The organism is Ekhidna sp. ABH4_415 (genome assembly GCF_056161305.1).
Map to the genome: position 1 here is coordinate 1 of NZ_JBSWYW010000004.1, position 26,234 is coordinate 26,234.

Annotated in this window: 23 protein-coding genes; 14 read left to right on the forward strand and 9 right to left on the reverse strand. The window is 40.7% G+C overall.

Annotation, left to right across the window (positions count from 1 at the left end; all coding sequences use genetic code 11):
• From menD to ACXAH9_RS07335, 3 genes are all read right to left on the reverse strand, one after another.
• Window positions 1–1,067: 2-succinyl-5-enolpyruvyl-6-hydroxy-3-cyclohexene-1-carboxylic-acid synthase (gene menD, locus ACXAH9_RS07325; protein WP_474894207.1), on the reverse strand; the 1,067-nt coding region annotated here is incomplete at its 3' end.
• A 70-nt stretch (window positions 1,068–1,137) separates the two neighbouring features.
• Entirely contained in the window at window positions 1,138–2,295 is a 1,158-nt protein-coding gene (locus tag ACXAH9_RS07330) for a chorismate-binding protein (RefSeq protein ID WP_474894208.1), read from the reverse strand.
• Entirely contained in the window at window positions 2,296–2,733 is a 438-nt protein-coding gene (locus tag ACXAH9_RS07335; RefSeq protein WP_474894209.1) for a hotdog fold thioesterase, read from the reverse strand.
• A 28-nt stretch (window positions 2,734–2,761) separates the two neighbouring features.
• Here ACXAH9_RS07335 and ACXAH9_RS07340 point away from each other — a divergent pair, with 28 nt between their 5' ends.
• Window positions 2,762–3,385: a histidine phosphatase family protein gene (locus ACXAH9_RS07340; RefSeq protein ID WP_474894210.1), complete on the forward strand. Its 624-nt coding sequence runs from the start codon at window positions 2,762–2,764 to the stop codon at window positions 3,383–3,385.
• An 11-nt stretch (window positions 3,386–3,396) separates the two neighbouring features.
• On the forward strand, window positions 3,397–3,873 hold the full coding sequence (locus tag ACXAH9_RS07345) for a hypothetical protein (protein ID WP_474894211.1): 477 nt from the start codon (window positions 3,397–3,399) through the stop codon (window positions 3,871–3,873).
• 76 nt (window positions 3,874–3,949) lie between these two features.
• On the opposite strand, the gene ACXAH9_RS07350 is transcribed toward ACXAH9_RS07345, so the two are convergent.
• Window positions 3,950–4,411 carry a hypothetical protein gene (locus tag ACXAH9_RS07350; RefSeq protein WP_474894212.1) on the reverse strand — a complete coding sequence of 154 codons (462 nt, stop codon included), beginning with the start codon at window positions 4,409–4,411 and terminating at the stop codon, window positions 3,950–3,952.
• Between the two features lie 59 nt (window positions 4,412–4,470).
• Complete coding sequence (locus ACXAH9_RS07355) at window positions 4,471–6,630, reverse strand: helix-turn-helix domain-containing protein (protein ID WP_474894213.1); 2,160 nt, start codon at window positions 6,628–6,630, stop codon at window positions 4,471–4,473.
• 204 nt (window positions 6,631–6,834) lie between these two features.
• Here ACXAH9_RS07355 and ligD point away from each other — a divergent pair, with 204 nt between their 5' ends.
• On the forward strand, window positions 6,835–9,147 hold the full coding sequence (gene ligD / locus ACXAH9_RS07360; protein WP_474894214.1) for a non-homologous end-joining DNA ligase: 2,313 nt from the start codon (window positions 6,835–6,837) through the stop codon (window positions 9,145–9,147).
• Here ligD and ACXAH9_RS07365 read toward each other — a convergent pair.
• The gene (locus ACXAH9_RS07365; RefSeq protein ID WP_474894215.1) at window positions 9,144–9,632 is read right to left on the reverse strand and encodes a hypothetical protein; all 489 of its coding nucleotides are present in this window, start codon (window positions 9,630–9,632) and stop codon (window positions 9,144–9,146) included. The genes ligD and ACXAH9_RS07365 overlap by 4 nt on opposite strands.
• 307 nt (window positions 9,633–9,939) lie before the next feature.
• On the opposite strand from ACXAH9_RS07365, the gene ACXAH9_RS07370 reads away from it, so the two are divergent.
• A complete protein-coding gene (locus ACXAH9_RS07370) occupies window positions 9,940–10,329 on the forward strand; it encodes a response regulator (RefSeq protein WP_474894216.1) in 390 nt (129 codons plus the stop codon).
• Here the strand turns inward: ACXAH9_RS07370 and ACXAH9_RS07375 are convergent.
• Complete coding sequence (locus tag ACXAH9_RS07375) at window positions 10,292–12,721, reverse strand: tetratricopeptide repeat protein (protein WP_474894217.1); 2,430 nt, start codon at window positions 12,719–12,721, stop codon at window positions 10,292–10,294. The genes ACXAH9_RS07370 and ACXAH9_RS07375 overlap by 38 nt on opposite strands.
• A gap of 37 nt (window positions 12,722–12,758) precedes the next feature.
• On the opposite strand from ACXAH9_RS07375, the gene holA reads away from it, so the two are divergent.
• From holA to ACXAH9_RS07415, 8 genes are all read left to right on the forward strand, one after another.
• The gene (gene holA, locus ACXAH9_RS07380) at window positions 12,759–13,781 is read left to right on the forward strand and encodes a DNA polymerase III subunit delta (protein ID WP_474894218.1); all 1,023 of its coding nucleotides are present in this window, start codon (window positions 12,759–12,761) and stop codon (window positions 13,779–13,781) included.
• Window positions 13,782–13,834: 53 nt separating this feature from the next.
• A complete protein-coding gene (locus ACXAH9_RS07385; protein WP_474894219.1) occupies window positions 13,835–16,768 on the forward strand; it encodes a tetratricopeptide repeat protein in 2,934 nt (977 codons plus the stop codon).
• 1 nt (window position 16,769) lies between these two features.
• A complete protein-coding gene (locus ACXAH9_RS07390) occupies window positions 16,770–18,428 on the forward strand; it encodes a TonB-dependent receptor (protein WP_474894220.1) in 1,659 nt (552 codons plus the stop codon).
• Between the two features lie 60 nt (window positions 18,429–18,488).
• Window positions 18,489–19,790: an SPOR domain-containing protein gene (locus tag ACXAH9_RS07395; RefSeq protein ID WP_474894221.1), complete on the forward strand. Its 1,302-nt coding sequence runs from the start codon at window positions 18,489–18,491 to the stop codon at window positions 19,788–19,790.
• A 76-nt stretch (window positions 19,791–19,866) separates the two neighbouring features.
• On the forward strand, window positions 19,867–20,544 hold the full coding sequence (locus tag ACXAH9_RS07400; protein ID WP_474894222.1) for a MotA/TolQ/ExbB proton channel family protein: 678 nt from the start codon (window positions 19,867–19,869) through the stop codon (window positions 20,542–20,544).
• Window position 20,545: 1 nt separating this feature from the next.
• Window positions 20,546–20,935: an ExbD/TolR family protein gene (locus tag ACXAH9_RS07405; RefSeq protein ID WP_474894223.1), complete on the forward strand. Its 390-nt coding sequence runs from the start codon at window positions 20,546–20,548 to the stop codon at window positions 20,933–20,935.
• On the forward strand, window positions 20,935–21,729 hold the full coding sequence (locus ACXAH9_RS07410; protein WP_474894224.1) for a hypothetical protein: 795 nt from the start codon (window positions 20,935–20,937) through the stop codon (window positions 21,727–21,729). Before ACXAH9_RS07405 ends, ACXAH9_RS07410 begins: the two co-directional genes overlap by 1 nt.
• On the forward strand, window positions 21,726–22,940 hold the full coding sequence (locus ACXAH9_RS07415; protein ID WP_474894225.1) for a bifunctional folylpolyglutamate synthase/dihydrofolate synthase: 1,215 nt from the start codon (window positions 21,726–21,728) through the stop codon (window positions 22,938–22,940). Before ACXAH9_RS07410 ends, ACXAH9_RS07415 begins: the two co-directional genes overlap by 4 nt.
• Here the strand turns inward: ACXAH9_RS07415 and ACXAH9_RS07420 are convergent.
• Window positions 22,937–23,464: a hypothetical protein gene (locus ACXAH9_RS07420; protein ID WP_474894226.1), complete on the reverse strand. Its 528-nt coding sequence runs from the start codon at window positions 23,462–23,464 to the stop codon at window positions 22,937–22,939. The two genes, ACXAH9_RS07415 and ACXAH9_RS07420, sit on opposite strands and share 4 nt — an antisense overlap.
• Window positions 23,465–23,495: 31 nt before the next feature.
• Between ACXAH9_RS07420 and trmB the strand changes: the two genes are divergently transcribed.
• Window positions 23,496–24,152: a tRNA (guanosine(46)-N7)-methyltransferase TrmB gene (gene trmB / locus ACXAH9_RS07425; RefSeq protein WP_474894227.1), complete on the forward strand. Its 657-nt coding sequence runs from the start codon at window positions 23,496–23,498 to the stop codon at window positions 24,150–24,152.
• Between the two features lie 103 nt (window positions 24,153–24,255).
• Window positions 24,256–25,488 carry an alpha/beta hydrolase-fold protein gene (locus tag ACXAH9_RS07430; protein WP_474894228.1) on the forward strand — a complete coding sequence of 411 codons (1,233 nt, stop codon included), beginning with the start codon at window positions 24,256–24,258 and terminating at the stop codon, window positions 25,486–25,488.
• A gap of 21 nt (window positions 25,489–25,509) precedes the next feature.
• Here ACXAH9_RS07430 and ACXAH9_RS07435 read toward each other — a convergent pair whose 3' ends face one another.
• The gene (locus ACXAH9_RS07435; protein WP_474894229.1) at window positions 25,510–26,220 is read right to left on the reverse strand and encodes a flavodoxin family protein; all 711 of its coding nucleotides are present in this window, start codon (window positions 26,218–26,220) and stop codon (window positions 25,510–25,512) included.
• Between the last annotated feature and the right edge of the window lie 14 nt (window positions 26,221–26,234).

Genomic DNA, 26,234 nt, shown 5'->3' on the forward strand with positions numbered 1-26,234 from the left:
ATAGAGTTGCTTAAGTGCAGGATCGATTGCTCCAGAATAGATTCCAAAATGATATAAGCAGCCTTAGTTTCACTGTATTCAGCTTTGGGAATAAAGCTCATAATGCCATCCCTGGTGTTTTTCTCTAATGTCTGCCACTGCTTAAGGTATTCAGGATCAACCTCCTGCGTTTTCAGTTTATCAATGAAATCGCTCAGGCCTCTTTTTATAAGTTGGGGATTGGTGCCATAGGTGTCTACTTTCACTCCGGCAGGGTCAAAATGGATATGCCTTTTCGGTTTGTTCTTACGCAGGAAAATCTTGAGCTTCTTAGATAATACAGATAAACCTGAGGTGATTAGCAAGTCCGGTTTCAATTCGCTTTGCTCATTGATGAATGCATCAACATGAGTGATGCCCTGATCAAGATTATTTAGTGGGGATTTAATAACCGGTATTTTATCCGCAATCAGTTGAATCTTGGCCTTTAAATACTCATCTGTTAGGTGCTGACCCACCAGGACAAGGATTTTCTTTGCATCGGCAATTGAAAGATTTACTTCACTTTGCGTAATCGAAACTTCAGCATCAGGAACCTGAACTTCTTCGAATTTGAGCTTCTGATCAGCAGTCGGGTAGAATGGCTCTTGAAAAGGAATATTGATATGAACGGGACCTTTAGGTAGTTCATCAGAAGCTTGTATGGCTTCAATCAGAGTCTGCTGATAACTCTTAGCACTTTGTGCATCGGTGACAAGTGGTAATTTCCATGAGCATTTTACGTGGTTTTTAAGTGCCTCAAATTGCCTGATGGTCTGTCCATCGCGCTGGTCAATTAATTCAGGCGGACGGTCGGCTGATAAAACAATCAGAGGAATTTCCCGGTAATAAGCCTCAGCAATGGCGGGTGCGTAATTCAATAGCGCTGAACCGCTCGTGCAGCATAGCACCACCGGTGTTTTAGTTTCCTGAGCAATCCCCAGCGCAACAAACCCAGCGGCACGTTCATCCGGAATGATCCACTTCTTAATCTCAGTATGCCGCGCAAAGGAGATGGTCAATGGCGCATTCCTTGATCCGGGAGACATGACCGCATGTTTGACTCCTAATTGAGAGCAAACCTGAGCTGTATTAAAGACGGTGGGATGAAGCATGGGTCTAAATCAAGCTCTTCAAAATGTCCATCTTCATTTCTGTCTCTTCAAATTCTTTGTATGGATTTGAATCTTCTGTGATCCCAGCTCCGGCGAAAAAGCGAACCATGCCATTGGCTACCTTCATGCACCGGAGGTTAACATACAGATCGGTGGAGCCTTCAACATTTACCGGCCCTAAAAACCCGGAGTAAAACGCTCGATCGTACTGCTCTTCTTTTTCAATCCAGGGCTTGGTTTTTTCAATAGGCATGCCGCATACCGCAGATGTAGGATGGAGGAGTTCCATCATCTGATCTGCCAGTTGCTCAAACTGTACTTCATTATAATTCACGATGAATTCTGTTTTCAGGTGGGCCAAACTGCCTGCTTTCACGGTCTTAGGGCCGTGTTCGTGAAATTCTCGTAACCGAATCTTCTTAAAGCAGTTAATGACGTATCTGCTCACCATCGCCTGCTCTTCAATTTCCTTTTGCGTCCACGCGATTTCGCTTAAAGGCTGTCCCTCATTCAAAGGTTTTGTTCCGGCCAAAGAAACGGTTTTGAATCGCTCAGCATTGTCTGATATGAGCAATTCAGGCGTAGCGCCTATCCACAATCCTTTACCTGGAATATGCGAGATACTACAGAATGCACTGGTGTATTTTTCACAGATCGTTTGAAAGAACGACCATGAAGAGAAATCTGCTGGTAGCGCTTCATCCCTAAAACGAGATAGGACTACCTTTTCAAAAGACCCACCTGTAATTTCTTTCAGCGCCTTGTTAACAGAGGCCTCAAATTCATTAGTGGCTATTTGTTCATTAACGTCACCGCTTTCCTTTTTCTTATCCGCGTGCTTTAAGCGTGCTTTAAATGCGTCTATTTGATGATCACTGACATTCGGTGCAATCGATATGTGATCGGATTTTATGGTGATGTCGGCAACAATATGATATGGATGAACGGGATGATTATCCGCATACGCATTGATCAGGAACCCCGTTTCCAGTTCGTCTAATTGGGGGTTTTCTACCTGCCTCACGTCACTTAACGAGATGAACGTATGGATGTCATCTTCGCCTGGTTTCTTCCATACGGCGAATGCAAACCCGGCTGCCTCCAGTTGATTGATTAAAACATCCGGTTCGTCAAGTTTCAATATGCTCGCTAACTCCTTCACTTATACTTTTCGGTCTAAAATAGCCATTGTAATCCGACTGATTGCTACCAGCTGCCCATCTTCATTATGTATTTCGATCCCCCAGACCTGAGTGCCTCGACCCAGATGGATGGGCCTGGCTGTACCTGTCACAAACCCAGCTCTCGCTGACTTGATGTGGTTGGTGTTGATGTCCAGTCCCACCGCATATTGCTTCTCCAGGTCTATTGTGACTGTTGCACCCACGCTTCCCATTGTTTCCGCCAGCGCTACAGAAGCTCCTCCGTGTAACAATCCCATGGGTTGCTTTGTTCGATGATCCACAGGCATAGTCGCCTTCAAATAATCAGGCCCTATTTCGGTAAATTTGATGCCTAAATGCTCAACCATACAGCCTTCCGACATGTTGTTTAAGGCATCAAGCTCGAGGTAGTCAGGAAAAATTCTTTCTTTTGCCATTTGTTCAGCAAACCAAGATAAACACAGTTTGAAAAACAAGACCATTTACATACTTCGTCACGGAGAGACCGATTTTAATAAAAAAGGCATGGTGCAGGGCCGGGGGGTCAATGCCTCTCTGAATGAAACAGGTAAAACTCAAGCCAAAAGAGCCGGACTGGCTTTCGATGACATTCATTTTGATCATGTGTTTACCTCTGAGCTGGTACGCACGCGTGAAACGGTAGGACAGTTTATGAGCAATGGCACACCCGTAACAGCCTTGGAAGGGTTTGATGAGATCAGCTGGGGCAACCAGGAAGGAAAGGAGGCATCCTATGATGCGAAGAACCTGTATGCGGATACCGTGAATGGCTGGCGCAGGGGAGAGCTTCATCTCAATGTAGGAGGGGGCGAGAATCCCCTCCAGGTGATGGAACGACAGCAATCAGCCATGCAGCAGGTACTGGAAACGGAAGGAGAAAACATCCTGATCTGCATGCACGGCAGGGCCATGCGGGTGTTACTCTGCTGGACACTCAATTACCCACTGAATTACATGGATGGCTTTCCTCATGAAAACTGCTCATATTATGCACTTGGGTATCGAAAGGAATCGTTTTACCTAAAGGATTTCAATCGGGTGGAGCATTTGTCAAATATCTACGAGTAAGCTTCAAGTCAATGAAAATTATAAAGACCTCCCTAGTATTAATAATTGTTTCTTTCAGTTGTCAATCACCAATTAGAGATGATTTTTCTGATGATAATTACGAGGAATTTCAGGAAATAAAGAAAATTATTAAGCACTATAATGTAACTGATAAGTTAATTGACGATGATAATTTGCTATTAGTTTTTAATCAGTTCTCTGATTCATTAGCTGATAAATGGAATGTTGATGCCTCTCGAATTGTGATTAATAATTATCAATTGACAGTTCCTGAAATTGAATTAATTGAAAACCTTCAATACCAATATGGAATGATAACCCTGAAAAAGAATATTCCTGAGCATATCCACCGGTCATTCAGGAAGCAATTTACTTGTTCATCACCCGAGTATATAAAAAAATATCCACGAGAGCGATCGTACACAATTCCATATTTTGAATTAACACCTCAATTGATGATTGAAATAGTCCTTCTAAAAGAGGGCTAAATTGACATATCTTATCAAGGAACTTCGTCATTAGTTAAATCCTGACAGGTTTTTAAAACCTGTCAGGGTTATTCTCTTAAAGAAGATCATCCGGGTCTTCATCGAATGGTCCAACACCAGGAGGGTTGAATAGACCCCATCTGTCTATGATATAATCCCATGGGTCAAAAGTTGCAATCCAATCAATATACAGCAATCGATATTCTTCTATAGCATCTCTTAGTAGTTGAAAATAGTGCGTTTCCTTAAACCCATGCATTTCCAAACTGTGGGTTTGAACTAACAATTCGCGAGCAGATCTTCTGATGATTGCTGCACACTCCATTTTAATATCATATAATTCACCGGCTTCTGCACCTGAAACTTTAACCGCCAGGTTATGGGCATCATTCATCATCCAAACACCAACTTCTTGTAAAACCTCGTTATCCTCTGGAATTAAATCAACTAGCGCACGCACTAATTCTGCTATTTCCATTCCCTTTCTGAAAATAGGTAGGTTTATGCTATCTAGCATGTCATCTTCTTCGTCAAACATATTCCAACTTTTTAAAAAATAAATTATAAACCCTGACAGGTTTTCAAAACCTTACAGAGTTATCTATTTTTTGCATGCGCCAAACCCATCTTTATCTCCCCCCAGGTATAGTTGTCTGGTAAAGCACCTTTGATCTCTCCGGATTTGGTGAGGCCTTCATCATAAGCTTTTAAGATATTTTTCAATCGGCTGGGTTTGACAAAATCCGAGACATTCAGCTCACCCAGTTCCACATATTTTGCGAGATGCGTCTCGATGGTCCCTTCAGCCAGTCCCCGTTCTTCGGCTATCACTTTGATGGATTTTCCTTCTTTGTACATCTCATAACTGATCTCAGCGGTAGGGGTCTTGTCCTTGGAGCTTACCTTCTTCACAGCATCCAGCTGTTTGCTGCCTCTCAATTTTTCTTTGGTTAGTGGCACCCCTTCATTGATGTGCTGAACCAACAAGTTGAGCTTGACAATTTGCCTGAGCTGAGCAGCCATCAGGTCTTTGATCTCTACGAGCTCTGCTCGATAGGTTTTTGCCTGTGTCTGTGTTTTCAACATGCGGTGCTGCTGCGTTATCCGGTCGATGAGTGCTGTCAGTTTCTCTTCAAAGTAAGCAGCCGCCTTACTCATTCGCTCTGCCAGCAGGTGTAAGTCCTTTTGAGCCAGAATGCCATTCACCTGTCGTATAAATCCTTCGCCCACTTCCTTCAAAGGAAATGCATCATTGATCAGTTCATCGGTCCAGGGCAGTTGCTTTTGCTTCAAGGACCGGTTTTCATCTTTGTTGAAGGTCTTTTTATGTGCCACCAGCTCTCTGAGCATCGGATCAAAAAGAAACGCCCGTTCCGTGAATTCCGAAATGAAACGCATCCGGTCCCGTTCGAAGTTCTCAGCCAGCTTGTCCTTTCCTTCAAAACTTGAGATGTAGTGGTTCAATTGCTCATCAATCGATGGTGATCGTTTAGGCAAAGGACTGCTAAGAACCAGCCCATCCAAAGAGATGAGGCGTGAAAGCGCCACATAAAGCTGACCGGCAGCAAACGTACCTTCCAGATCGAGAATTGCTTTTTCAAATGTCAGCCCCTGGCTTTTATGAATCGTCACAGCCCAGGCCAATTTGATGGGGTATTGTTTGAATGTCCCAAGTACTTTCTTGTCAATTTCATTCGTGGTTTTGTCCAGCACATATCGGACATTTTCCCATTCATATTGCTCTACTGGTACTTCGGTTCCGTCTTCAAAGACCACTTTGATGCCGTCTTCAAGACTCGACACTTTGCCGATCTTACCATTAAAGAACTGTCCTTTTCCCGTAGGATCATTTTTGATGAACATGACCTGGGCTTCCTCCTTCAATTGCAGAATGGGCTCACATGGATAGGCATTCTCCGGAAAGTCCCCTGAGATATTCGCCTCGTATCGTACGGTTGGATAATTAAGTTCTTCTAATCGCGTCGCGTTGATCTTATCTGCCTTGCGATTGTGTGTAGTAAGATGAATATAGCCTTCCATTTCGGAGACATCCTCCTGATACTTTTCATTGAGCATAGCTACATCATCGTACTCCAGCTCATTATGTCTGAGTCGATTCAATAAGTCAATGAAATACTGATCGCTCTGTCGATAAACCTTGTCTAGCTCTACTCTGATGGGAGGGTTTTCTTTCAGTGCGCGTGATTCAAAAAAATAGGGAGAAGCATAATATTGACGTAGGAGAGAAGCTTCCTCCTGTTTGACTACCGGGGGAAGTTGCATCAGATCACCAATGAAGAGAATTTGAAGGCCTCCGAACGGATCAAATCGGCGTTTTCTCAATTTCCTAAGCGTCGCATCAATGCAATCAAGTAGGTCTGCACGCAGCATACTCACTTCATCGATAATCAGCAGTTCAAGTTCATTGATCAGCTTTCTTTTTTGAGCCCCAAACTTCGCTTCTCTGAAAAGTGAGGAAGGTGTATTGACCTGAATGTTTCGTTCCGAAAACGGGATGTCTTCCGGGATGTAAGCACCAAAAGGTAACTGAAGTAAGGAATGAAGGGTAACACCCTCGGCATTGATGGCAGCAATACCTGTTGGAGCCGCCACTGCGGCATTTTTGTAGGTGTTTCGGATGATGTTTCGAAGAAAGGTGGTCTTACCTGTTCCTGCTTTTCCAGTCAGGAAGATGTGTCGGTTGGTTGTGTTAACGTAGTTAGCTGCCAGCTCTGCAGCATCACTGAAGTGGTTCATATGGACGAAGATAATTCATCCCGCACTTGTTGCGAGATCTTCCGATTGATTCTACTTCGAAGATCCCGGAATAAAACCCGGTATATGGATTGCAAGGGACATATTATCGCAATGAAGTAATCAAAGAAAATGCTAATATTACTTATGGCCAAGCAAAAGATTCATGCGGAGGTAGGCTTGTCTACCGGAGCATATTGATAAAAGATGGCGAAACAGAAAATACATGCGGAGGTAGGGAAGCGTGTCATCGAGCTTTCTAATCTGGATAAAGTCCTTTATCCGGAGGATGAGATTGTAAAGGCCGAAATCATAGAGTATTACCTGAAGCTGGCACCCACCATTCTGAATCACATCAGGGGTAGGGCTTTGTCGCTCGTAAGATATCCGGATGGAATTTATGGCGAGCAGTTTTTTCAAAAGCACCGCCCGGACTGGACGCCTGATTGGATTGACTACAAGAGACTTGGGCAGGAGCGAAAGAAAGAATATGTAGTGGCTAAAGAAGAGGCTACTTTGGTTTGGTTAGCCAACCTGGCTTGTCTTGAGATTCATCAGATTCACAGCTTTTCTGAGCATAGTGATAAACCAGACTACATCGTTTATGATCTGGATCCTCCTGAGGATGGGTCGTTTCCATTGGAGGATTTAAAACAAATTGCATTTGGCCTCAAAGAACACCTGGAGCGATACAACTATCATGTGTTTGTAAAGACTACCGGAGGTAAAGGTTTGCATTTAGTGACTCCAATAGAAGCCAGATACACCTTTGAAGAATGTTTTCAGGCAGCTAAGAAAGTGGCATCTGATTTTATCCAGAAACATGATCAAACCACACTGCATATCAAAAAAGAGGCCCGAAAGGGTCGAGTCTTGGTTGATATTTATCGTAATCGCCCATCTCAAACAATTGTGTGTCCATACAGCCTAAGAGGTAAAGTGGGAGCAACAGCTTCGACACCCATACAATGGGAAGACCTGGAGCAACTCAAAGACTTAAATCAGTGGAACATCAAAACTACTCTTGCACGCGTAATGGAGGAAGGAGATGCCTGGGAGCAAATCCGAGGTTGGGCAGTTCCATTACATACAGACAAACGGGCAGTTGTAGCTAAAGAGTTGCCATCAAATAAGCGTCATAAAACACCGGAGCAGTTATCCGATTACGAAAAGAAGCGAGATTTCAATAAAACTCCCGAGCCATTACTTTCAGAAAATGAAGCACAGGGTAGTCGCTTTTGCATTCAGCGTCACCATGCTTCTCATTTGCATTACGATTTACGTTTAGAGCAGGACGGAGTACTGAAATCTTGGGCCATCCCAAGAGGAATGCCTCCGATACCTGGTGTCAAACGCCTGGCGGTACAAACAGAAGATCATCCGCTCAAGTATTTAACCTTTGAGGGTGAGATCCCTAAGGGAGAGTATGGTGGGGGAATGATGTGGGTGTACGCGACAGGTAGATATGAAATCACTAAGGAGAAGAAGACCGGGTTTTATTTTAGGCTTTCAGGTAAGCAGCTGAGTGCAGAATATCGAATGCACTTAATGAAGGATAAAGAGTGGCTGTTGGAGCGTGTGGATACCCCCCAGCAAAACTTGCTGGATCAGGTGATGAAGCCCATGCTAGCTGATGCTTCCAAGCGTGTTCCTGTAGGTGACTTCTATTATGAATTGAAGTGGGATGGGATTAGAGCCCTGATCTATTTAAATGAAGGGCAGCTCAAGATTTACAGCAGAAATGGCAATGACATCACCGAGCAATTTCCTGAGCTCAATGTACCTGAACAGGCTTTTCGGATCAACAATGCCATTTTTGACGGGGAGATTGTATGCCTTGATCAGGAAGGAAAGGCCAACTTTAAAAAGGTGATTAAAAGACTGATGAGCAAAAAGAACTTTGACTATGAATCCAAACGCTCACCTGCCTATTGCTATTTGTTTGATTGCCTGTATTTAGATGGTCGTTCATTAATGAATGACCCACAGGATCGCCGCAGGTGGTGGATGATTGATTCGTTACGGGTAGGAGAGACCAATTATCGAGTGAGCCAATCGGAAGATGATGGTAAAGCCTTGTTCACCGCTGCGAAAGCTCATGGCATTGAAGGAATTGTAGCTAAGCGAATTGATGCGAGATATATTCCAGGTAAACGAAGCGATGCGTGGATCAAGGTGAAAGTAAAGGAGACGAAAGACTGCTTCATTATTGGATTTACCCATGGAGAAGGAGAACGTGAACGTTATTTTGGCTCGTTGCAATTGGCAGAACAGGATGGAGATGAACTGATTTATCGAGGAAGGGTAGGAACAGGCTTTGACGATTCACTACTTAAGTCACTCACAAAGCAATTTGTGGAACTGGTATCTGCTAATAAACCGGTTGAGGGTGCGGTACACGAAGAAAAGAAGACGGTTTGGTTAAAGCCTGAATTAATATGTGAAGTGGAGTATTCCATGATCACTGACAATGGTACTTTCAGAGATCCGGTGTTTAAGAAATTGACGGATTTAACCTAAAATGATTCGTTTTGATTGAAATAGCTGAAAACGTCTACTAATCCGCTTTTATCTGCAATCTGAATATTCCGAAGGAATAGATAATCCTTGACATCACGTTTGCCGAATATGTCATAAAGGTCCTTGTCTTCGCTTATCTGAATGACATTACCTTTAACTAACGTGAAGTGTAATTCACCAGCCTCCAACAATGGATAATCACCAGCGACAAGGATCTTGTAAAAGGTAGTATTTCCTTCTTCATAAATTGGGATAAATGTTTCGCGCTGCTTATTTAGCAATGTAACTTGTTCAATATCACTTAGAAACATTCTGTTGATGGAGTCTTGTTGAATTAAAATAGAACCTGAGTCAAAATTGATTTTGACTTTACCATAAATGGTATCAGATCTTACAATGGCATATCCATCTTCGGGATCGTTGGCTTGGGCATCAAGAAGTCCAGAAGTAAGAACTAGAATGACTATAAAAAAAAGGTTTCTCATATAATTAGCTGTGTTGAGTTACAAACAAGCTAAAAGCGGCAGAGATTATAAAGCCATTTGTAGAATGTTGACAGAAGTATGACAACTACTTAAAATGAGTTTAATAGTAGAGCGGAGTTGTTATATAACTATTAACACGAATCATTGTACGAAAAAAGTAGTGAAATTCGTATTTAAGCATATTAACTAACCAACATTCAAGTGAATCCACTAATTTTTATCTCATGTACCGTTTATTATATTTGATTAAAATGAAAATTGAATAATATTGTATGGATATTTCTCAAACCAGCAAATGGAGAAAACTATGAAGCGAATTGTGCTGATTGACGATGATACCACAACAAATTATCTCAATAAACTTATTATCGAACGTGCGGGGCTTGTAGATGAAGTTTTAACCTTCGAGTCAGGAGAGGAAGCATTGAATTATTTTCATGATAATCCAGGTAGTGGCGAAGTGTCTCTGGTCCTGTTAGACATAAATATGCCTGTCATGAATGCATGGCAATTCCTTGATCAGTATCAAACAATTACAGGTGATAATTCGAATAAGATTATTCTCTTATCTTCTTCAATTAATCCTGCGGATAAGCAGATGGCAGAAAAGAAAGAAAACGTACTCGATTTTAAGTCTAAGCCTCTTTCAGTAGATATGCTCAATGATCTTGTGAGCTCTTACTTACAAGCGTGTTGATCTCTTTTGGGAACTCCATTGTAAATGCGGATCCTACACCTTCTTCACTTTCTGCGTGAATCAATCCATTTAGTGAAGTGATCCTATTCTTTACGAGAAACAGACCAATACCACGGCCTTCTACATCCATATGGTATCGCTGATACATCTTGAATAACTTGTCAGCAAATTTATTCAAATTGATACCTCTTCCATTATCTGAAATTTTTATGAATTTATAATAATCATTTTCATAGCTTTCAATCTTTATGTGTAGTCTTTTATCAGGTTCTGAAAATTTCAGGCTATTTGATAATAGATGATAAATTGCATCAGATAAGAATGGTCTGTATGATTTCAGTTTCTTAACTTTTAAGTCTTGCTCAATAGTGATATTAACATTCTTAATTTCACTTTTGAGTAAGTCTAGCACTTCATTAATCAGTCGTTCAAGCGATATCTCTTTGAAGTCAGAGGGCTTGGGATCTTCCTCATTCAATACCGTGCTTAACTCTTTGATCACTTTATCGATTCGATTGGAAGCATGGCTTATTCGAGTTACGATTTCGTTAAAATCTGCATCACTTGGGATGTCAACAAGGAGGTCTGAAAAACCGATAATCTGAGTTAAAGGCTCTCTTAAATTATGACTGATCACGCTATTGAATTCCTTCAGACTATTATTTCGGATTCGAAGTTTTTTGATTAACTCTTCTTTTTCTATTTCAAGTCGATTGCTCTTGTCTTTAGCGATGGCTGCTACAATTAAATCTGCGATTGAGCCTACATACCTCTGCTCCTGAATATCCCATTCCCTGACTTGATTATGAGTCATGGTGTATGAAATAAATCCAACAAATTGGCCATCAATCAAAATAGGTGCATTTAGGATTGATTCAATGCCAAAGGGCTTGAAGTGTTGCTCATATATATCCGACAATCTTTCATCCTTACTTATCTGAGTTACAGCAACTGTTCGCTGACCCATAAAGTCACCGAAAAATTGAGGGAATTGATCCCTTGTAAAACGGGTCTTTGGTATTTTAACAGCACCTTTTCGTTCACAAATACTAGCTAAATAAAGGGACTGTGAGTTTTCATCTAAATGCCAGTAGGTAGCACGATCACATTGCAATACGGAATATGACTTTTTCAACAAAGTGTCAATAAACCAGGCTAAATTCAGATCTTGTTCGTTCAGGTTTTTAGAGAACTCAAGAAGTGATTTGGTTAATACAGCATCCCTTTCTGCTTCAATTCGAGATTTTTGTCGTCTTCTATACTGAAAGGTCGCAAATCCAAGTCCTAAAACTATGGTAAAAGCCAGCGTAATAACAATTAACCTTGCCTCGTCCTCTGCCTTATGCTGTTCTTGTTCTTGCCTTAGCAACTCATTTTCTGCGAGTATGAGCTCGGCCTGATAAGCGGTTTTCATTTTCTCAACGCTTGAAATAAACTCCGCATTTCTCAGACTGTCACCCAGGCTTTTATGCATATCTAAATAGTATGCTGCTTTCTCAATATCTCTATCTTCAAGATATAGTGAATACAGTCTATTGTAGGTTTCATCGAGTAAATCATTTGCCTGATTTTCATCGGCTTTCTCTTCAGTTAACTTCCAGTAGTAAAGGGCGCTATCAGGGTTATTCACTTGATTAGTAAGAAAATAGTCGCCAAGTTTTAAGTAGGATTGAATTAATCCTCGTTGGTGATTTGCTTCCGACCGAACCTCAATGGCTTTCTTCATTAATCGTATGGCATTTTGGACTGCTCCTTTACGGTACTCACATTCCGCAAGTCCATGGTAACCATAGCCCTGGCCTCTTAAGTGATTGGTGTTGAATGCATTAGTTAGACACTGTTTGAAATATGATTCCGCATCATTTACTTTTCCCTGCATTAAACTCACTTCTCCCAGATTTGAATAGATAATAACAGGCAGATATTGACTTAGCTTTTCAAGGGCCAGTGAAAGCGCTTTATCAAAGTATTTTAAACTTGAATCGAACACTTCTTTTCGCCGATATACCTCTCCAATATTGTTGTGTAATCGCACATATTCTAATGGATATTCAGAGGCATTATAGGAGAGTGCTTCGAGATAGTATGAAAGTGCCTGATCTGGAAGACCTATCATTAAAAAACCATTTCCTTTCAGCGTGATTGCTCTTAATAAACCTCTTTGATAGTTTAGATCTTTGGCAGTGGAAATCGCAAGATTGATGTAATAGCTGGAGTTTTTTTGGTCTGTAAGACTTAATTTGAAAGCTATTTCATTTGCTACGTCCACATAAGTGGTATCATTCACAGTCAGTTCGCTCAGAACCGTCTGCAGACTATCAATTTCACTACTTTGAGCCTGAAGCTGGAAGCACTTAAATGCAATAAGTAAAAGAAATAGAAAACTCCTCATTTCAATTATCTATGGTAGCCTTTACCTTTGGAAATCTATGGCATCAGACTATACCCAAATTATAAAAGATATAAACAGCGGATCCTTTGCTCCAGTTTATTTTCTACAGGGAGAAGAAACCTTTTATATCGATGATATTATCAATAATATCGAAAATAACGTACTTGAAGAGAGTCAGCGTAGCTTCAATCAAGTAGTTCTTTATGGCAAAGATACAACTCTGACTGATGTAATTGGAGCTGCCAGGAGATATCCCATGATGGGTGAACGACAGGTGGTTATTGTCAAGGAAGCACAGGAGATGAGGGACTGGAAAAGTGAGGATAAACAAACCCTGGTCATCAATTACCTGGAGAATCCGCTCCCCAGCACCATTCTGGTTTTTGGTTATAAGTACAAGACTGTCGACAAGCGTACCAAATTTGGCAAATCCGTTGAAAAACACTCAGTGTTTCTAAATGCTAAAAAGCTATACGATAATCAGGTGCCAGATTGGATCAGAAATTATTGTAAAAGTCAAGGAGTTAAAATTGATGACTCGGCAGTGATGATGCTATCGGAGAATATTGGAAACAACCTTCAGCGTCTGGCAAATGAAATCCAAAAGCTTCTTCTGAATGTCAAAAAAGATGATGCGATTAACTCTGCCATGGTTCAGAAATATGTAGGGATAAGCAAAGACTACAACATTTTTGAATTACAAAAGGCATTAAGTGGGTTGAACAAATTGAAAGCCTTAAAAATCGCCAACTATTTTGCCTCTAATCCAAGCAATAACCCTCTTGTACTTACCATTTACAGTTTGTTTTCCTATTTCAGTAAGCTACTCCTGATCCATCATGCTGACAACAAGAATGAAAAGGCACTAGCATCTTTAATTGGTGTTAACCCATTCTTCGTTAAAGAATATATGCAGGCAGCAAGGAACTATCCGGTGGGGAAAGTGGTACAAAACATCAAGTATTTGCATGAAGCAGATATGCAATCAAAAGGGATCGGCTATGCCACAAAAAAAGAAGGTCCCGTTTTAACAGAGTTGGTATACAAATTGATGAACTAACACAATTTGAATCCAAAAATTCGTTCCAATTGTTGGTCAAAAACTGTTTCGTATTGAGAAAGTTACTTTTCATACTATTTAGTGCACATACTTTTGCGCTGGTTGCTCAAAAATCTGTTTCGAGTGCTGACTTCTCCGAGTTGCAGGCATTTGAAAGCTTTCAGGCTCGTCAATACCAAGCTGTCATTGGTAATTTAAAAAGTGTTTCCCCTCTTTCAGGGGATGAGGAAATACTGCTCTTGATGAGTGAAATGAAGACCGGAAAAAGGGATGCTTCAAAGATAGAAAGGTGGCTCGCTGATAATGAAAATCACCCTATAAAACCATTGGTAGCTTATCATTTGGGGGAGTATTATTTCTACAACCAGGATACCCTTAAAAGCAGAAATTATCTCTCATCAGTCTCCGCAAATGAATTAAGTACAGCAGATCGAGCATCTTATGGATTCATCTATGGTATGCTTCAACTGAATGAGGAAAACTATCAGAATGCAAAGAATCTTTTCAGGCTCTCACGAAACAATGCATTCGATGAAACTGCCAAACTTGATTATTACGAAGCGTATGCTAATTACCACCTAAATGATTTAACTGGCGCATTGGAGGGATTTGAAAAGGTAAAAGGAAACGGAGCATACGGAACCTCTGCTAAATTCTTTATTGCTAAAATTCGGCTTGAAAATAAGCAAGTAGATGAGGTAATTACTCTTGCTCAGGAGGAGCTATCTGATGAAAACACCATTACCAATTCAGGTTTTTATCAACTCATTGGAGAAGCCTATGCCTTGAAGAGTGATGTAGCGAAAGCAGACGCATACTTCGAGCGCGCCATTGAACTGCATCCCTCAAAACCAACAGCTGCGCTATATTATCAGGCTGGTGTTTCAAAGTTTAAAATAGGAAATGAAGATCAGGCGATAAAATACCTGACGGAAGCTGGAATTCAGGGAGGTGAGTATGCCCATCTGAGCGCCTTTCAACTTGGAAGACTTTATTTGAAAAAGCAAGCTTTTGAGCAAGCATTGTATGCCTATATAGAAGCTTCAGCATCTGAAAATGAATCTATTAAAGAAGAGGCCCTTTATCAGTCTGCCAAAATAAATGCACAGTTGGGCAAATTTGCTGAAGCCATCAACTATGCGAATGATTACTTAACGTTGTTCAGTAGTGGTGGTTATGTTGCAGAGCTTCAAGATCTCATTGCTCAATCTTATTTGAGAACGTCCAATTTTGATTTGGCTATTGAACATCTGAAAGATATAGGTGTAACCAACGCCACCCAAAAGGATATTTACCAGAAAGTCACTTATCAGAAGGCAGTTTTATCCTTTAACGATGGTCTGTTCGAAGAGGCTAAGACCTGGTTTCAGGAAAGCCTTAAATACACCCCAAACCTTGAAATTAAAGATCAGGCATTTTTTCACCTTGGGGAAATAGCGATGAGAGCCAATAGCTTTGACCAGGCACTAAAATATTATCAGAGCCAGGCGAAGGCAAATCCATTAACAGATTATGGGATAGGGTATGCCTACTATAATAAGCAGCTCTATGCCAATGCCATTCCCCACTTCAGAAGAGCACGAAATGCTAATGATCAGAATACAAAATTGGATGCAAGTGTGAGGTTGGCAGACTGTCTGTTCGCTACCAAATCATACGATGAAGCGGTACGTATATATGATCAGGCAAGTGTAACTAACAATTCATCTTATATCATATTTCAAAAAGGAAACTCACTTAAAAGTACGGGAAGGACGAATGAGGCTATTCAAACCTTTCAAAAGGTTTTTAACTCATCAAAATATGGTGCGGCAGCTCAATTTGAAGTCGGAATGATTCATTTTGAATCAGCTAGCTTCACGAAAGCAGAAAATTATTTCTCGCAAGTCATTAGCAATTATTCCAATTCACCGCTGGTTCCTGAAGCGCTGCTTAACAGAGGAATTACACGAAAAAATCTGGGTAGGATGGATGAAGCGAAAGCCGACTATTCCACCATACTTGAAAATCATCTTTCTTCTCAGGTAGCTTTAAATGCAATTCTGGGGCTTCAGGAAATACAAATAGCAGGAACTAATGTTAATAAACTGGATAAATATATCGCTGATTACAAACAAGCCAATCCTGAAAGTGGTAGCCTTGAATTGATTGAGTTTGAAGCTGCTAAACGTCTTTATTTTGATTTTGCATATGCTGAGACAGCTAAAGCTTTTGATCGATTTCTAAAAGATTATCCTGCAAGTGGGAACAAGATCGAAGCGAAGTATTACCTCGCTGATTCGTATTACCGAATTGACCAATTGGAACAATCAAAGGACGTTTTTGATGATTTGAAATACGTTAGAAATCCTCTAACCGGACGCATACTCAGCAGGTTAGGAGACATCAACACCAGGCTTGACAATACCTCAGAGGCGAAAGAAGCCTATCAGCTTTTGTTAGACTTAAACCTTACCGTAAAAGACACCTACAATGCCCGTCGGGGATTAATGTTGTTGTACTTCAACAATGATCAATTTGCTGAAACGATTGACATGGCAGACAAGATCATTCGTGCGGAATGGAAGCCACTAAATGGTGCGCAGGAAGCATCCATGATAAAGGCAAAGAGTTTACTTAACTCAGGCCAAACAGAACTTGCCAGACAAGAATTTGAAAAGCTGGCATCCGAGCAGAATGTGTATGGGGCTGAAGCCAACTATTTTCTGGGACAAATTGCCTATGAAAATGAAGCGCATGATCAGTCACTTGATCTCTTGTTTGATTTGAATTCGAATTATGGTAGCTATCAGGATTGGATAGATAAATCCTATTTGCTGATAGCTAAAAACTACATCGCACAAGAAGAACTATTTCAAGCAAAAGCCACTTTAAGGTCAATTATACAACACGCTAAAAATGAGGATGTTAAATCCGAGTCTCAACGATTGTTAAATCATATCGAGCAAAACGTAAATGTTCCGGACACCAGCCAAAGCAACAAATAGGATGAGAATAGCAATAGCATTAATATCATGTGTCATTTGGGTACAATCCTATGCCCAGAATGACAGCACAAAGACCAAACAAGGTGAAATCCTGACTGGAGAAGTAGTTATTGAAAAAGACAAGAAAATAGCGCTCCCTCAGGCCGATAAGATTTTCCTGAGAAGTATGCCGGAATCTTTCGCTAATAAGCCCTTTCAGCTTTCTTTCAATGTGAGAGAGCCTGATTTTGAATGGCCTGACTATAAATCAGACGTTCCATTTCAGTTCGTGGAGGATCCATATCCACTGGCTGATTATCAAAATTATGTCAAGTTGGGGTATGGTAATTTCAACTCGCCATTGTTGGAAGCCGGATTATTTCGAACGTTAGGTAATTGGGATAGTAGAGCCAAGCTCTTTTACGAGAGTTTTAAGGCTGGTCCGGTAAACGAAGAAAATAGTGGCAATTCAGTTGCTCATATAGATGTTTCTGCTACTCATGTTAAGAACGACTTTACGATTACGCCTACAATATCTTTTAAGCAACGTGGGTACAAGTTCTATGGCAATTCAAATAGAATCAACACCGGATTTTCAGAAGACGATCCTGTAGAGAGCAAACACAGCCATATTTTCTCCGAAATAGCACTATCCTGGGAAAAAGATGATATAAATCTTTCATTCAAACCGCATATATCTTCCTCTACCCAATCTTTTGACCCATCAAACGCAGAGAATATTGAAACCATCCTTGGAGCGACCGGAAGTCTGGCGTATAAAATTGATGAAGCTTTCACTACAGGTTTTGAGATCGTAGGTCAATCTGCCCAATATGATGGTGGATTAGCTTATGATCGATCGCTTATCAATATTAATCCGTGGGTTAAGCACCAAAAAGATGCATTAACTATTGAAGCAGGCTTTATGGTTTCATCTGGAAAAGTGAATACTGAAACGAAAACCAGCTTTTATCCAAAAACAAAGGTGTCGTACAGTTTTTCTGATGATTGGGGCGTTTACGGGTTGATTTCAGGTGGACAGGAATGGAATAGTCTCAACGGATTATTGAATCAGAATGAGTTTTTAGATGATTCTCTCGGAATTGCGAATACTGAGAACACCTTTAGTTTCGGAGGGGGGATAAAAGGTACTCCGGTTAAAAATATGCTGGTGGAAGCTTCGCTTATTCATTCCAGCTTTAAAGGCCTTCCTTTTTTCATTCCATCCGCTTCTGATTCTGCTCGGTTTGTGCTTATATACGATAATGAAGCCGTCAATGTAATAAGCCTAAAAACTGAACTAAATTATATGCCTACGTCCACTAGCACATATGGTGCTAGTTTGGAACTCAATGGCTATTCTGTCGAATCCCTGGATAAACCGTGGCATAAACCAACATACATTTTCAAGGCATATACCAGCCATAATATCAAAGAAAAGCTAATTGTATCGGCCTATTTAACAAGCATCGGGGGTATCCGTGCACCAGCCGATGTGGATTTTGGGTATATGAAGCTAGCTGCTTTTACTGATGTGGGTATTGGTGCGAAATACTTAATTACTCCAAGGGCATCTGCATTCATTGATGTAAATAATTTGCTTAATAATGAATACGAACGATATTTGGGGTACCCGATCCGAGGACTCGCTTTTAAAATTGGTGGTCAGTACCGTTTCTGACGCTAATATTTCCTAATAATGAATTTTATTTTATCTTGGTTCGGTCAATAAAACATACCTATGGCTAACGACGACAAGAACAAAGACAAAGAACAGGACGATTTTTTCGGTGATGATGATGATTTTGGTCTACCTGAGCTAGATTATGAAGCTTTGGACGATGATGACGACTCCCCACTAGAAGAAGAAACGCCTACTGCCGAAGAACCGAATGAAGAGAAGGAGCCAGCAGTCAAAGAGCCTACTGCAGAAGTTTCTGATGATGCCTCTGAAGAGTTGAGCGACTCTGTCTTTGATAGTGATGATTTTGATAGTGATGATTTTGATAGTGATGATCTCTCTGTAGAGGATTTGGAGGAAGACATTGCTGATGTAGCAGACGAGGATATTGCTGATGTAGTAGACGAGGAAATTGGTGATGAGGAAATTCCTGATCAGGTAACTGCTGAGGAGCTTGAGGCTTCATTGAGTGAAACTGACGACTTTGAGGATTCAATGGGAGAAATTCCAGATGACGAGGATAGCTCAGATGAACCAGCAGATGAAGCTATGGATGAGTTTTATGAAGAAGAATCATTTGATGAGTTTGAAGCTTCTGATGAAGAGTTTGGTGGTGATGATGATGAAATTTCAGACTCTGTATTTGATAGCGATGTTTTAGATGAGGATGAATTTGCACAGTTTGAAAAGGAACTGATGGACTCTGAAGAGGAGAGCATGTCAGACATGCCAACGTTTGAAGGAGAACCAGAAGAGGCAAGTAGTAAAAGCAAGTTCGCTAAAGTAGTGATCATAGGAATTATTATTTTCGCTGGACTTGGTGCAGCATTCTGGTATATGTCTCCAATGGGAGGTGATGGTGAAGGAGAAAAGACAGTTGCAGAGAAAACAACGCCTCCTGTGACTAAGAAAGCTGAAGAAAAGAAACCAGTTGAAGAAGAGGCTAAACCTGAAGAGCAAAAAGAGACAGAGAATTCTGCTGCTGATGATAACAGAACAGCATCTAACAGTGCAGCGACAACAAGACCGGCTAATAACCAGCCTAAAACTACTCCTGCAAAGCGACCTGCAAATAATCAGCCTAAGCAAGTAGCAGCTACTCCTGGTACTGTTAATTCGCTAAGTGCGCGAACCGGTAATTATTATATCATAGTTGGAAGTTTTGTTGATAGTGATATGGCGATGGATTATGCCACTAAGCTTTCAAATGCTGGAAAAAGCCCTTCGGTTATTCCTCCTTTTGGAAATGCTATCACTACCAGAGTAGCAATTTCAGGACATGGCACGCTTTCTGATGCACAGAGATCAATTGAAGGGTTAAAGGCAGAGTTTGGTCAGGATATTTGGATCTTGAGATACTAAAAGCACTAATCCTTCAGTTAATACGTTCAGTCTGTTTGAATGGGCTTCCATTCATAAACCAAGATAAAAAGAACTTATGCTAATTAGTGTTATGCAGGATCCTGTAATGGAGGGTCTGGAATCAGAAGAATCAATTTCTTTGTTAGAGCTACTTACAAATGGAGGATACATGATGATCCCCATATTGTTACTATGGATGGTAGCCATCTACATTTTTGTGGAGCGTTCGCGTACCTTGAGCGCCGCAGCTAAAACTCCAGAATCGTTCAAAGATCAAATCAGGTCAATGGTGATTGCTGGTGATATCAATGGTGCATTGATGCTTTGTGGTAAAACCGATACACCTGTAGCCCGGATGATTGAAAAAGGGATTACTCGAATTGGGAATCCATTAAAAAATATCGAGGTTAGTATCGAAAATGTAGGTAAACTGGAGATTTACCGCCTTGAGAAAAACCTAAATCTTCTTGCAACTATATCAGGAGCTGCTCCGATGATAGGTTTCCTTGGGACCGTAACCGGGATGATACAGGCATTCATAGCTATCGCCCAGGAAGAAGGAGCTGTGAGTCCTAAGCTACTTTCATCAGGTATTTACGAGGCAATGATTACCACTGCAGCAGGTCTGTTTGTTGGGATTTTAGCTTATTTGGGTTACAATTACCTGGTCACTAAGGTTGGCAAAGTGATCCATACGATGGAGTCAAACGTTATAGACTTTATTGATCTGCTTCAAGAGCCCAAAAAGCAGTAATATGGACTTGAAATCAAAACATAAGGTGAATGCAAGCTTTAGCATGTCATCAATGACAGACATCATATTTCTGTTGTTGATCTTTTTCATGCTAACAGCATCATTCATTACGCCCTCAGGATTGCCTGTCAATTTGCCGTCTTCCAAGTCGTCAGAGATTGTAATGCAAAAGGTGAGCGTGACGATAACCAAGAACCTTAGCTACTTTGTAAATAACAAGCGAGTGAATCGTTCTTCATTGGAATCCGTTTTAAGGTCAAACCTTAATGGTAAAGAAGGAATAGTTGTACTTCACTGTGACGCTTCGGTTCCTGTGGAACGACTCGTAGAGGTTGCAGGAATTGCAACATCATTGAAAGCAAAAGTTTCGATTGCAACGAAACCAGAGTGATGGAAGAAAGAGAAAAACAAGAGGAAAAGAATAAGCGAATCGGATGGTTGACGTCCGTGGGAGTGCAGCTTGTGCTTCTCGTTTTATTCTATTTCATTGTGGCGTGGAAAGAGCCATTTCCACCCATTCCAGAATATGGTATTGAGCTGGGTTTTACTACTTCAGCTGGAGCTCCCAGTACATCATCTCCTTCACAGACAGCTCCTCCCACAGAAGAACCCACCGAAAATATGGAGGATGAAGCTAAGGAGGCAATAGAGGAATCCAGTGAAGCGGAGGTGATAGATGAAAAGCCAATCTCACCTTCCGAAGTAGAGTCGCCAGTCAAAGTAGAAGAAACAAAAACTGAGAACACGGAACCGGTGGTAGAATCTAAAGAGCAAGTTGATTCCCGGGCTGTGATGAATCCATCAGAAACAGATGCTGATAAGACATCTGAAAATCCTTCGGAGGGAGATGAAAAGAAAGAAATTGACCAAAGAGCTATTTATGGCAGTCAGGGTACAAACACCGGTGACTCTGAAGGTGCCAATTTAGCTTTGGCAGGATGGGTTTGGGACTTTAAGCCAAAACCAGATGATCAATCCGATGAGTCAGGTAAGATTGTATACAAGATCGTTGTGGATCAGGATGGGTATCTGGTCAAGATTGAAACAGTAACATCTACCGTTTCACCTTCGGTAGAAAGAAAATACAGATTGGCGGTAGAAAAACTCACGTTTAGTAAAACGGCAGATTATAAAACCGCTCCTGTTTCTACCGGTACCATCACTTTTATTATTAAATCCCGATGACCTACGAGCAAACGCTCGATTTTCTTTATTCCCAACTACCCATGTATCAGCGTGTGGGTAAGCAGGCCTACAAAAAGGATCTTACCAATACCATAAAGCTGATGGAGTTTCTGGATAACCCACAAAGCAAGTTCAGGAGTGTTCATATTGCTGGCACCAACGGAAAAGGAACCAGTGCACATGGTATTGCAGCTATTCTACAAACAGCTGGTTATAAGGTTGGTCTTTATACATCACCTCATCTCAAAAGCTTTACCGAGCGCATTAGAATCAATGGAAATGAAGTTTCTGAGGAGTTTGTAATTGATTTTGTGGAGCAGATCAAACCAGCCATAGAAGACATTCAACCTTCATTTTTTGAGATTACAGTGGCAATGGCTTTCGACTATTTCGTTCAGCATAAGGTGGATATTGCCGTGATCGAAACCGGGTTGGGAGGTAGGTTGGACAGTACAAATGTGATAACACCCGAAGTTTGTTTGATCACAAATATTGGCTATGATCATATGGACATGTTGGGTGATACGCTTGAAAAAATTGCTGCTGAAAAAGCCGGGATCATTAAGAAGCATGTACCCGTGGTAATCGGAGAGACACTACCCGAAACGGCTCATGTATTCGAACAGGTTGCCGAAAATAACGAGACGATTTTAATTAAAGCAGGGATGCCCTCTTTTCAACCAAAAAAGCTGGCTCCTAGCTATCTGATAAAAAATCTGGGTGGTATTGAGTCAGTCATTAATGAACTGGTAAGGCAAGGGTGGGAAATTTCTACTGACGATATTGCCAGAGGCTTATCGGATATCAATGAATTAACCGGTCTTAAAGGGAGGTTTCAGATTATATTCAAAGCTCCATTGACCGTCACGGATGTGAGTCACAATGTAGATGGTCTTAAAATCTTATTTGATCAGGTAATTAGCATGTGTGAAGGAAATCTACACTTGATTTTCGGAACGGTCAAAGACAAGGATCTTGCTCCGATTTTCTCTGTATTTCCTGATGCTACTATCTACTGGACACAATCTTCTGTACCCCGAGCATTAAGTGTTGAAGAGCTAGCTGATCAGGGTGTTGTAAATGGTAAGAAGGGAGAGTGCTTCAAAAATGTCAATGATGCTATAGCCCAAGCAAAAGAAAAAGCGCAACCTCAAGATTTAATTCTTGTTACAGGAAGCACATTTGTTGTAGCCGAGATTGATGGGCTTTAATCTTCTCCTAAATGTAAATGATGCACATGCTCATCGATTAGGTCAATTTGTTTGGTAATCTCTTTAACATACTTTTTCAATTCATTCTCCAGAGCTTTCACTTCTTTCTTGTATTCAGCTCCTTTTTCCCTGCCCAGGTTATTCTCTATTTCATTATAAGTATTGCATTCCTTATGAATAAACCTACGAAAAGCCTTGGTTGTGTAATCAGACTCCAGGGTTTGGATATCATCTAGTGTTGCTTTAGCCTCGGCATCTTTATTTGCCTCAAATTTCCTTGTCACTATTCCATACAAAAGCGTGTCATAGTGATGTATTTCATCCAGCATTCCGATAATTTGTTTTCTGTAAACGGAATTTCCGCAAAAACTGCCCAAGCCTTCATAAGTTTGCAGCTTTTCAGCCTCATTATCCCAATTGATGGTTAAATCATCAACGGCTTTTACAACCTCTGCTTCGCTTTGCTGCGCATAAACCGAAGTGGCAAAAAGTAGGCTAATGGATAGGATAATACTGGTTTTCATGATTAGATGTTTTGATTGAATTGATAATAGCTTGAGTAAGATAAATAAGTTAGAAAAGTTTGCCCAAAATAAAGCTAGCAGAAATGTTATAGAACCGGGAAAGGACTTATACGATAAGATTAGAGGAAACTGGAGTGACTTTTTTCAAAATGATAACGAAATCGTAATCGAGCTAGCCTGTGGGTGGGGAGAATACACCATATCGTTAGCTGAAAAATATCCTAATCGAAATTTTATTGGAATTGATATAAAAGGGGATCGTGTATGGCGTGGTAGCCAGTATGCACAAAAGAATGCACTTACAAATGTCGCATTTCTTCGGACACATATCATCGAAATACTCAGCCTGTTTGATGAGTCTGAGGTGGATGAAATTTGGTTGACCTTCCCAGATCCCCGACCCAAGGATCGGGATGAAAAACATCGTTTATCAAATAAATCTTTTCTTGAGAAATACCGAACAATTCTAAAACCTGATGGCTGGTTTAAGTTTAAAACAGATAATACTGAGTTGTTTGAATATACACTTCAGGTATTGGCAGACTTCAAGATTAAAGACCATGAGTTCACCTTCGATCTGTACAACTCGCCACTTCTGGAAGAGCATCACGGGATCAAAACAAAATACGAACGTATCTGGACCGAAAAGGGAGAAAAAATCAAGTATATGAAGTTTCGGTTTGGTTAATAAAGCATGGAGTTAAGGTGTTAATGAGATGTTAAATGCGAATAATGATGTCTGGATTCGTTCTTAAGAATCATATCATTGTTTAACAACTTAAACTTACTCAATGAACTTTCTCAAATTATTCTTACTGGTTTTACCATGCACATTTATGGTAAAATGTAGCAGCGCCCAGTCTGAACCGATTAAACCAATTTCCAATCTAAATGCATCGAATGCTATTACAATTGGCAACACGTTTGAATTCTATTCAGAGGTACTTGATGAAGTAAAGGAAATATACATATCCCTGCCCCCTAAGTACGAACAACATGTTCAGTCGTACCCGGTGATTTTCACCTTTGAGGCCGAATTTCTATTCGAACCCACACAAATCATCACGAAATACATGGCTTCAAGAAGTAAAATGCCAGAAAGCATAGTGGTCAGTATAGCCAATGGTGAATTTGAGAAAAGATATGAGGCCAATTATGAGCGATGGAAAGGAAAACCTGAATTATATATAGAGTTCTTCACCAAAGAGCTTATTCCATATATAGAGAAGAACTACCGTGTAGCAGATCATCGAACGATTATTGGCCTTTCGCCTTCCAGTGGATTTCTGTTTGAGGTGTTTTCGAGAAAACCGGAATTATTTGATGCATACATAGCCTTGTCGGCTCACCTTGAATGGGACCGTGTAGAAGGCGAAGACTTGTTTGAAGAGCTAATTTCCAATAATACAAATCCAGACTTTCCATATTGCACATTCTATTTAGGCAGGGCTGAGACCGATTTTATGACGTTTACCGGATCCAAAGAGGCTTTCGAAAGAGCAGAACAAAAGTTATCAACCTACAAGCCGAATCGGGTAAATATTAAGCTTGATGTTTTTGAAGAAGATGAACACTATCTCATGGTTTTGAATGGAATCAGGTCTGGTATGGAAGCCATCTATCCTTATGAATTATGGAAAAATCCAGGCAGAGCAGGCTGGTACAAGGGTATCAATTATGCAAAAGAAGAGTACGAGGATTACTACAATGCATTATCTGAAAAGTATGGATTTGAAATATATCCGGTTGAGAATGCACATGCGCGTGGATACAGTATCAGTGGAGCGGTGTATTCTGCCAAAAGATGGGGGACTTTATCCCAGGTCATTCAATTGGCTAAGCTAGGAACTACCTATTTCCCCAACTCCTCATACTTTCACGCGGAATTAGCTGAAGCTTATGCTAAAAGCGGCAATAAGGATATTGCTGAAGTAGCAGCCAATAAAGCAATTGAGTTATCATCAAAATTTGATCCTGAGAACCTGAATCAACTGAAAGATAAACTTAACACAATACTAGAATAGTATTTATTGAAATAATTGATACTACCTATACTCCGGATTCTCAAAATTCCATCGAGTGCCATCGTCCCAGTCTTTTCGAGAATTGCCATAGGCAGGGTATCCATCACTCTCCTTAAGCATCTTAGCCAGATGAAGTAGGTTATAAGTCATGAAGGTGGTATTTCGATTGGTAAAGGCATTTTCATATGCATTGGCTTCTTTATCCATGTAGCTTGGTCCCGGACCAGCTTCACCGATCCATCCGCAATCAGCTTGCGGTGGTATGGAATAGCCTAAGTGCTGGAGCGCATATAACATGCTCATGGCACAATGCTTGATCCCATCTTCATTGCCGGTAATCACACACCCGCCAACTTTGCCATAATAGATATATTGGCCTTTATTGTTTTGTTTGCCACTCATTCCGTAGAGTCGTTCGATCAGTTTGGTTGCAACAGATGATTTTTCTCCCAACCATATGGGTGTTCCGATAATTAGAATGTCCGCCTTCATCACTTTCTTGAATACCTCAGGAAATTCATCTGAATTGTACCCATGTTCTTTCATGTCGGGATATACACCATAAGGAATGTCATGATCCACGAAACGGGTGTATTCAATCGATACACCTTCTTTCTCCATGATGTCCATTGATACCTGCATCAGACCCTGGGTATGGCTTTGTTGTGGTGATTTTTTAAGGGTGCAATTGACGAAAAGTGCAGATAGGGAGGAGAAATCAGGTTTGCTCATGTTTTGGTTAAGAT

Coding starts and splice junctions, on each gene's coding strand:
- ACXAH9_RS07430 (WP_474894228.1), top strand. CDS start 24,256: ATGAACTTTCTCAAATTATTCTTACTGGTTTTACCATGCACATTTATG.
- ACXAH9_RS07375 (WP_474894217.1), bottom strand. CDS start 12,721: ATGAGGAGTTTTCTATTTCTTTTACTTATTGCATTTAAGTGCTTCCAG.
- ACXAH9_RS07395 (WP_474894221.1), top strand. CDS start 18,489: ATGGCTAACGACGACAAGAACAAAGACAAAGAACAGGACGATTTTTTC.
- ACXAH9_RS07420 (WP_474894226.1), bottom strand. CDS start 23,464: ATGAAAACCAGTATTATCCTATCCATTAGCCTACTTTTTGCCACTTCG.
- ACXAH9_RS07345 (WP_474894211.1), top strand. CDS start 3,397: ATGAAAATTATAAAGACCTCCCTAGTATTAATAATTGTTTCTTTCAGT.
- ACXAH9_RS07410 (WP_474894224.1), top strand. CDS start 20,935: ATGGAAGAAAGAGAAAAACAAGAGGAAAAGAATAAGCGAATCGGATGG.
- ACXAH9_RS07350 (WP_474894212.1), bottom strand. CDS start 4,411: ATGTTTGACGAAGAAGATGACATGCTAGATAGCATAAACCTACCTATT.
- ACXAH9_RS07365 (WP_474894215.1), bottom strand. CDS start 9,632: ATGAGAAACCTTTTTTTTATAGTCATTCTAGTTCTTACTTCTGGACTT.
- ligD (WP_474894214.1), top strand. CDS start 6,835: ATGGCGAAACAGAAAATACATGCGGAGGTAGGGAAGCGTGTCATCGAG.
- ACXAH9_RS07415 (WP_474894225.1), top strand. CDS start 21,726: ATGACCTACGAGCAAACGCTCGATTTTCTTTATTCCCAACTACCCATG.
- ACXAH9_RS07390 (WP_474894220.1), top strand. CDS start 16,770: ATGAGAATAGCAATAGCATTAATATCATGTGTCATTTGGGTACAATCC.
- ACXAH9_RS07405 (WP_474894223.1), top strand. CDS start 20,546: ATGGACTTGAAATCAAAACATAAGGTGAATGCAAGCTTTAGCATGTCA.
- ACXAH9_RS07355 (WP_474894213.1), bottom strand. CDS start 6,630: ATGAACCACTTCAGTGATGCTGCAGAGCTGGCAGCTAACTACGTTAAC.
- ACXAH9_RS07400 (WP_474894222.1), top strand. CDS start 19,867: ATGCTAATTAGTGTTATGCAGGATCCTGTAATGGAGGGTCTGGAATCA.
- ACXAH9_RS07435 (WP_474894229.1), bottom strand. CDS start 26,220: ATGAGCAAACCTGATTTCTCCTCCCTATCTGCACTTTTCGTCAATTGC.
- ACXAH9_RS07370 (WP_474894216.1), top strand. CDS start 9,940: ATGAAGCGAATTGTGCTGATTGACGATGATACCACAACAAATTATCTC.
- holA (WP_474894218.1), top strand. CDS start 12,759: ATGGCATCAGACTATACCCAAATTATAAAAGATATAAACAGCGGATCC.
- ACXAH9_RS07335 (WP_474894209.1), bottom strand. CDS start 2,733: ATGGCAAAAGAAAGAATTTTTCCTGACTACCTCGAGCTTGATGCCTTA.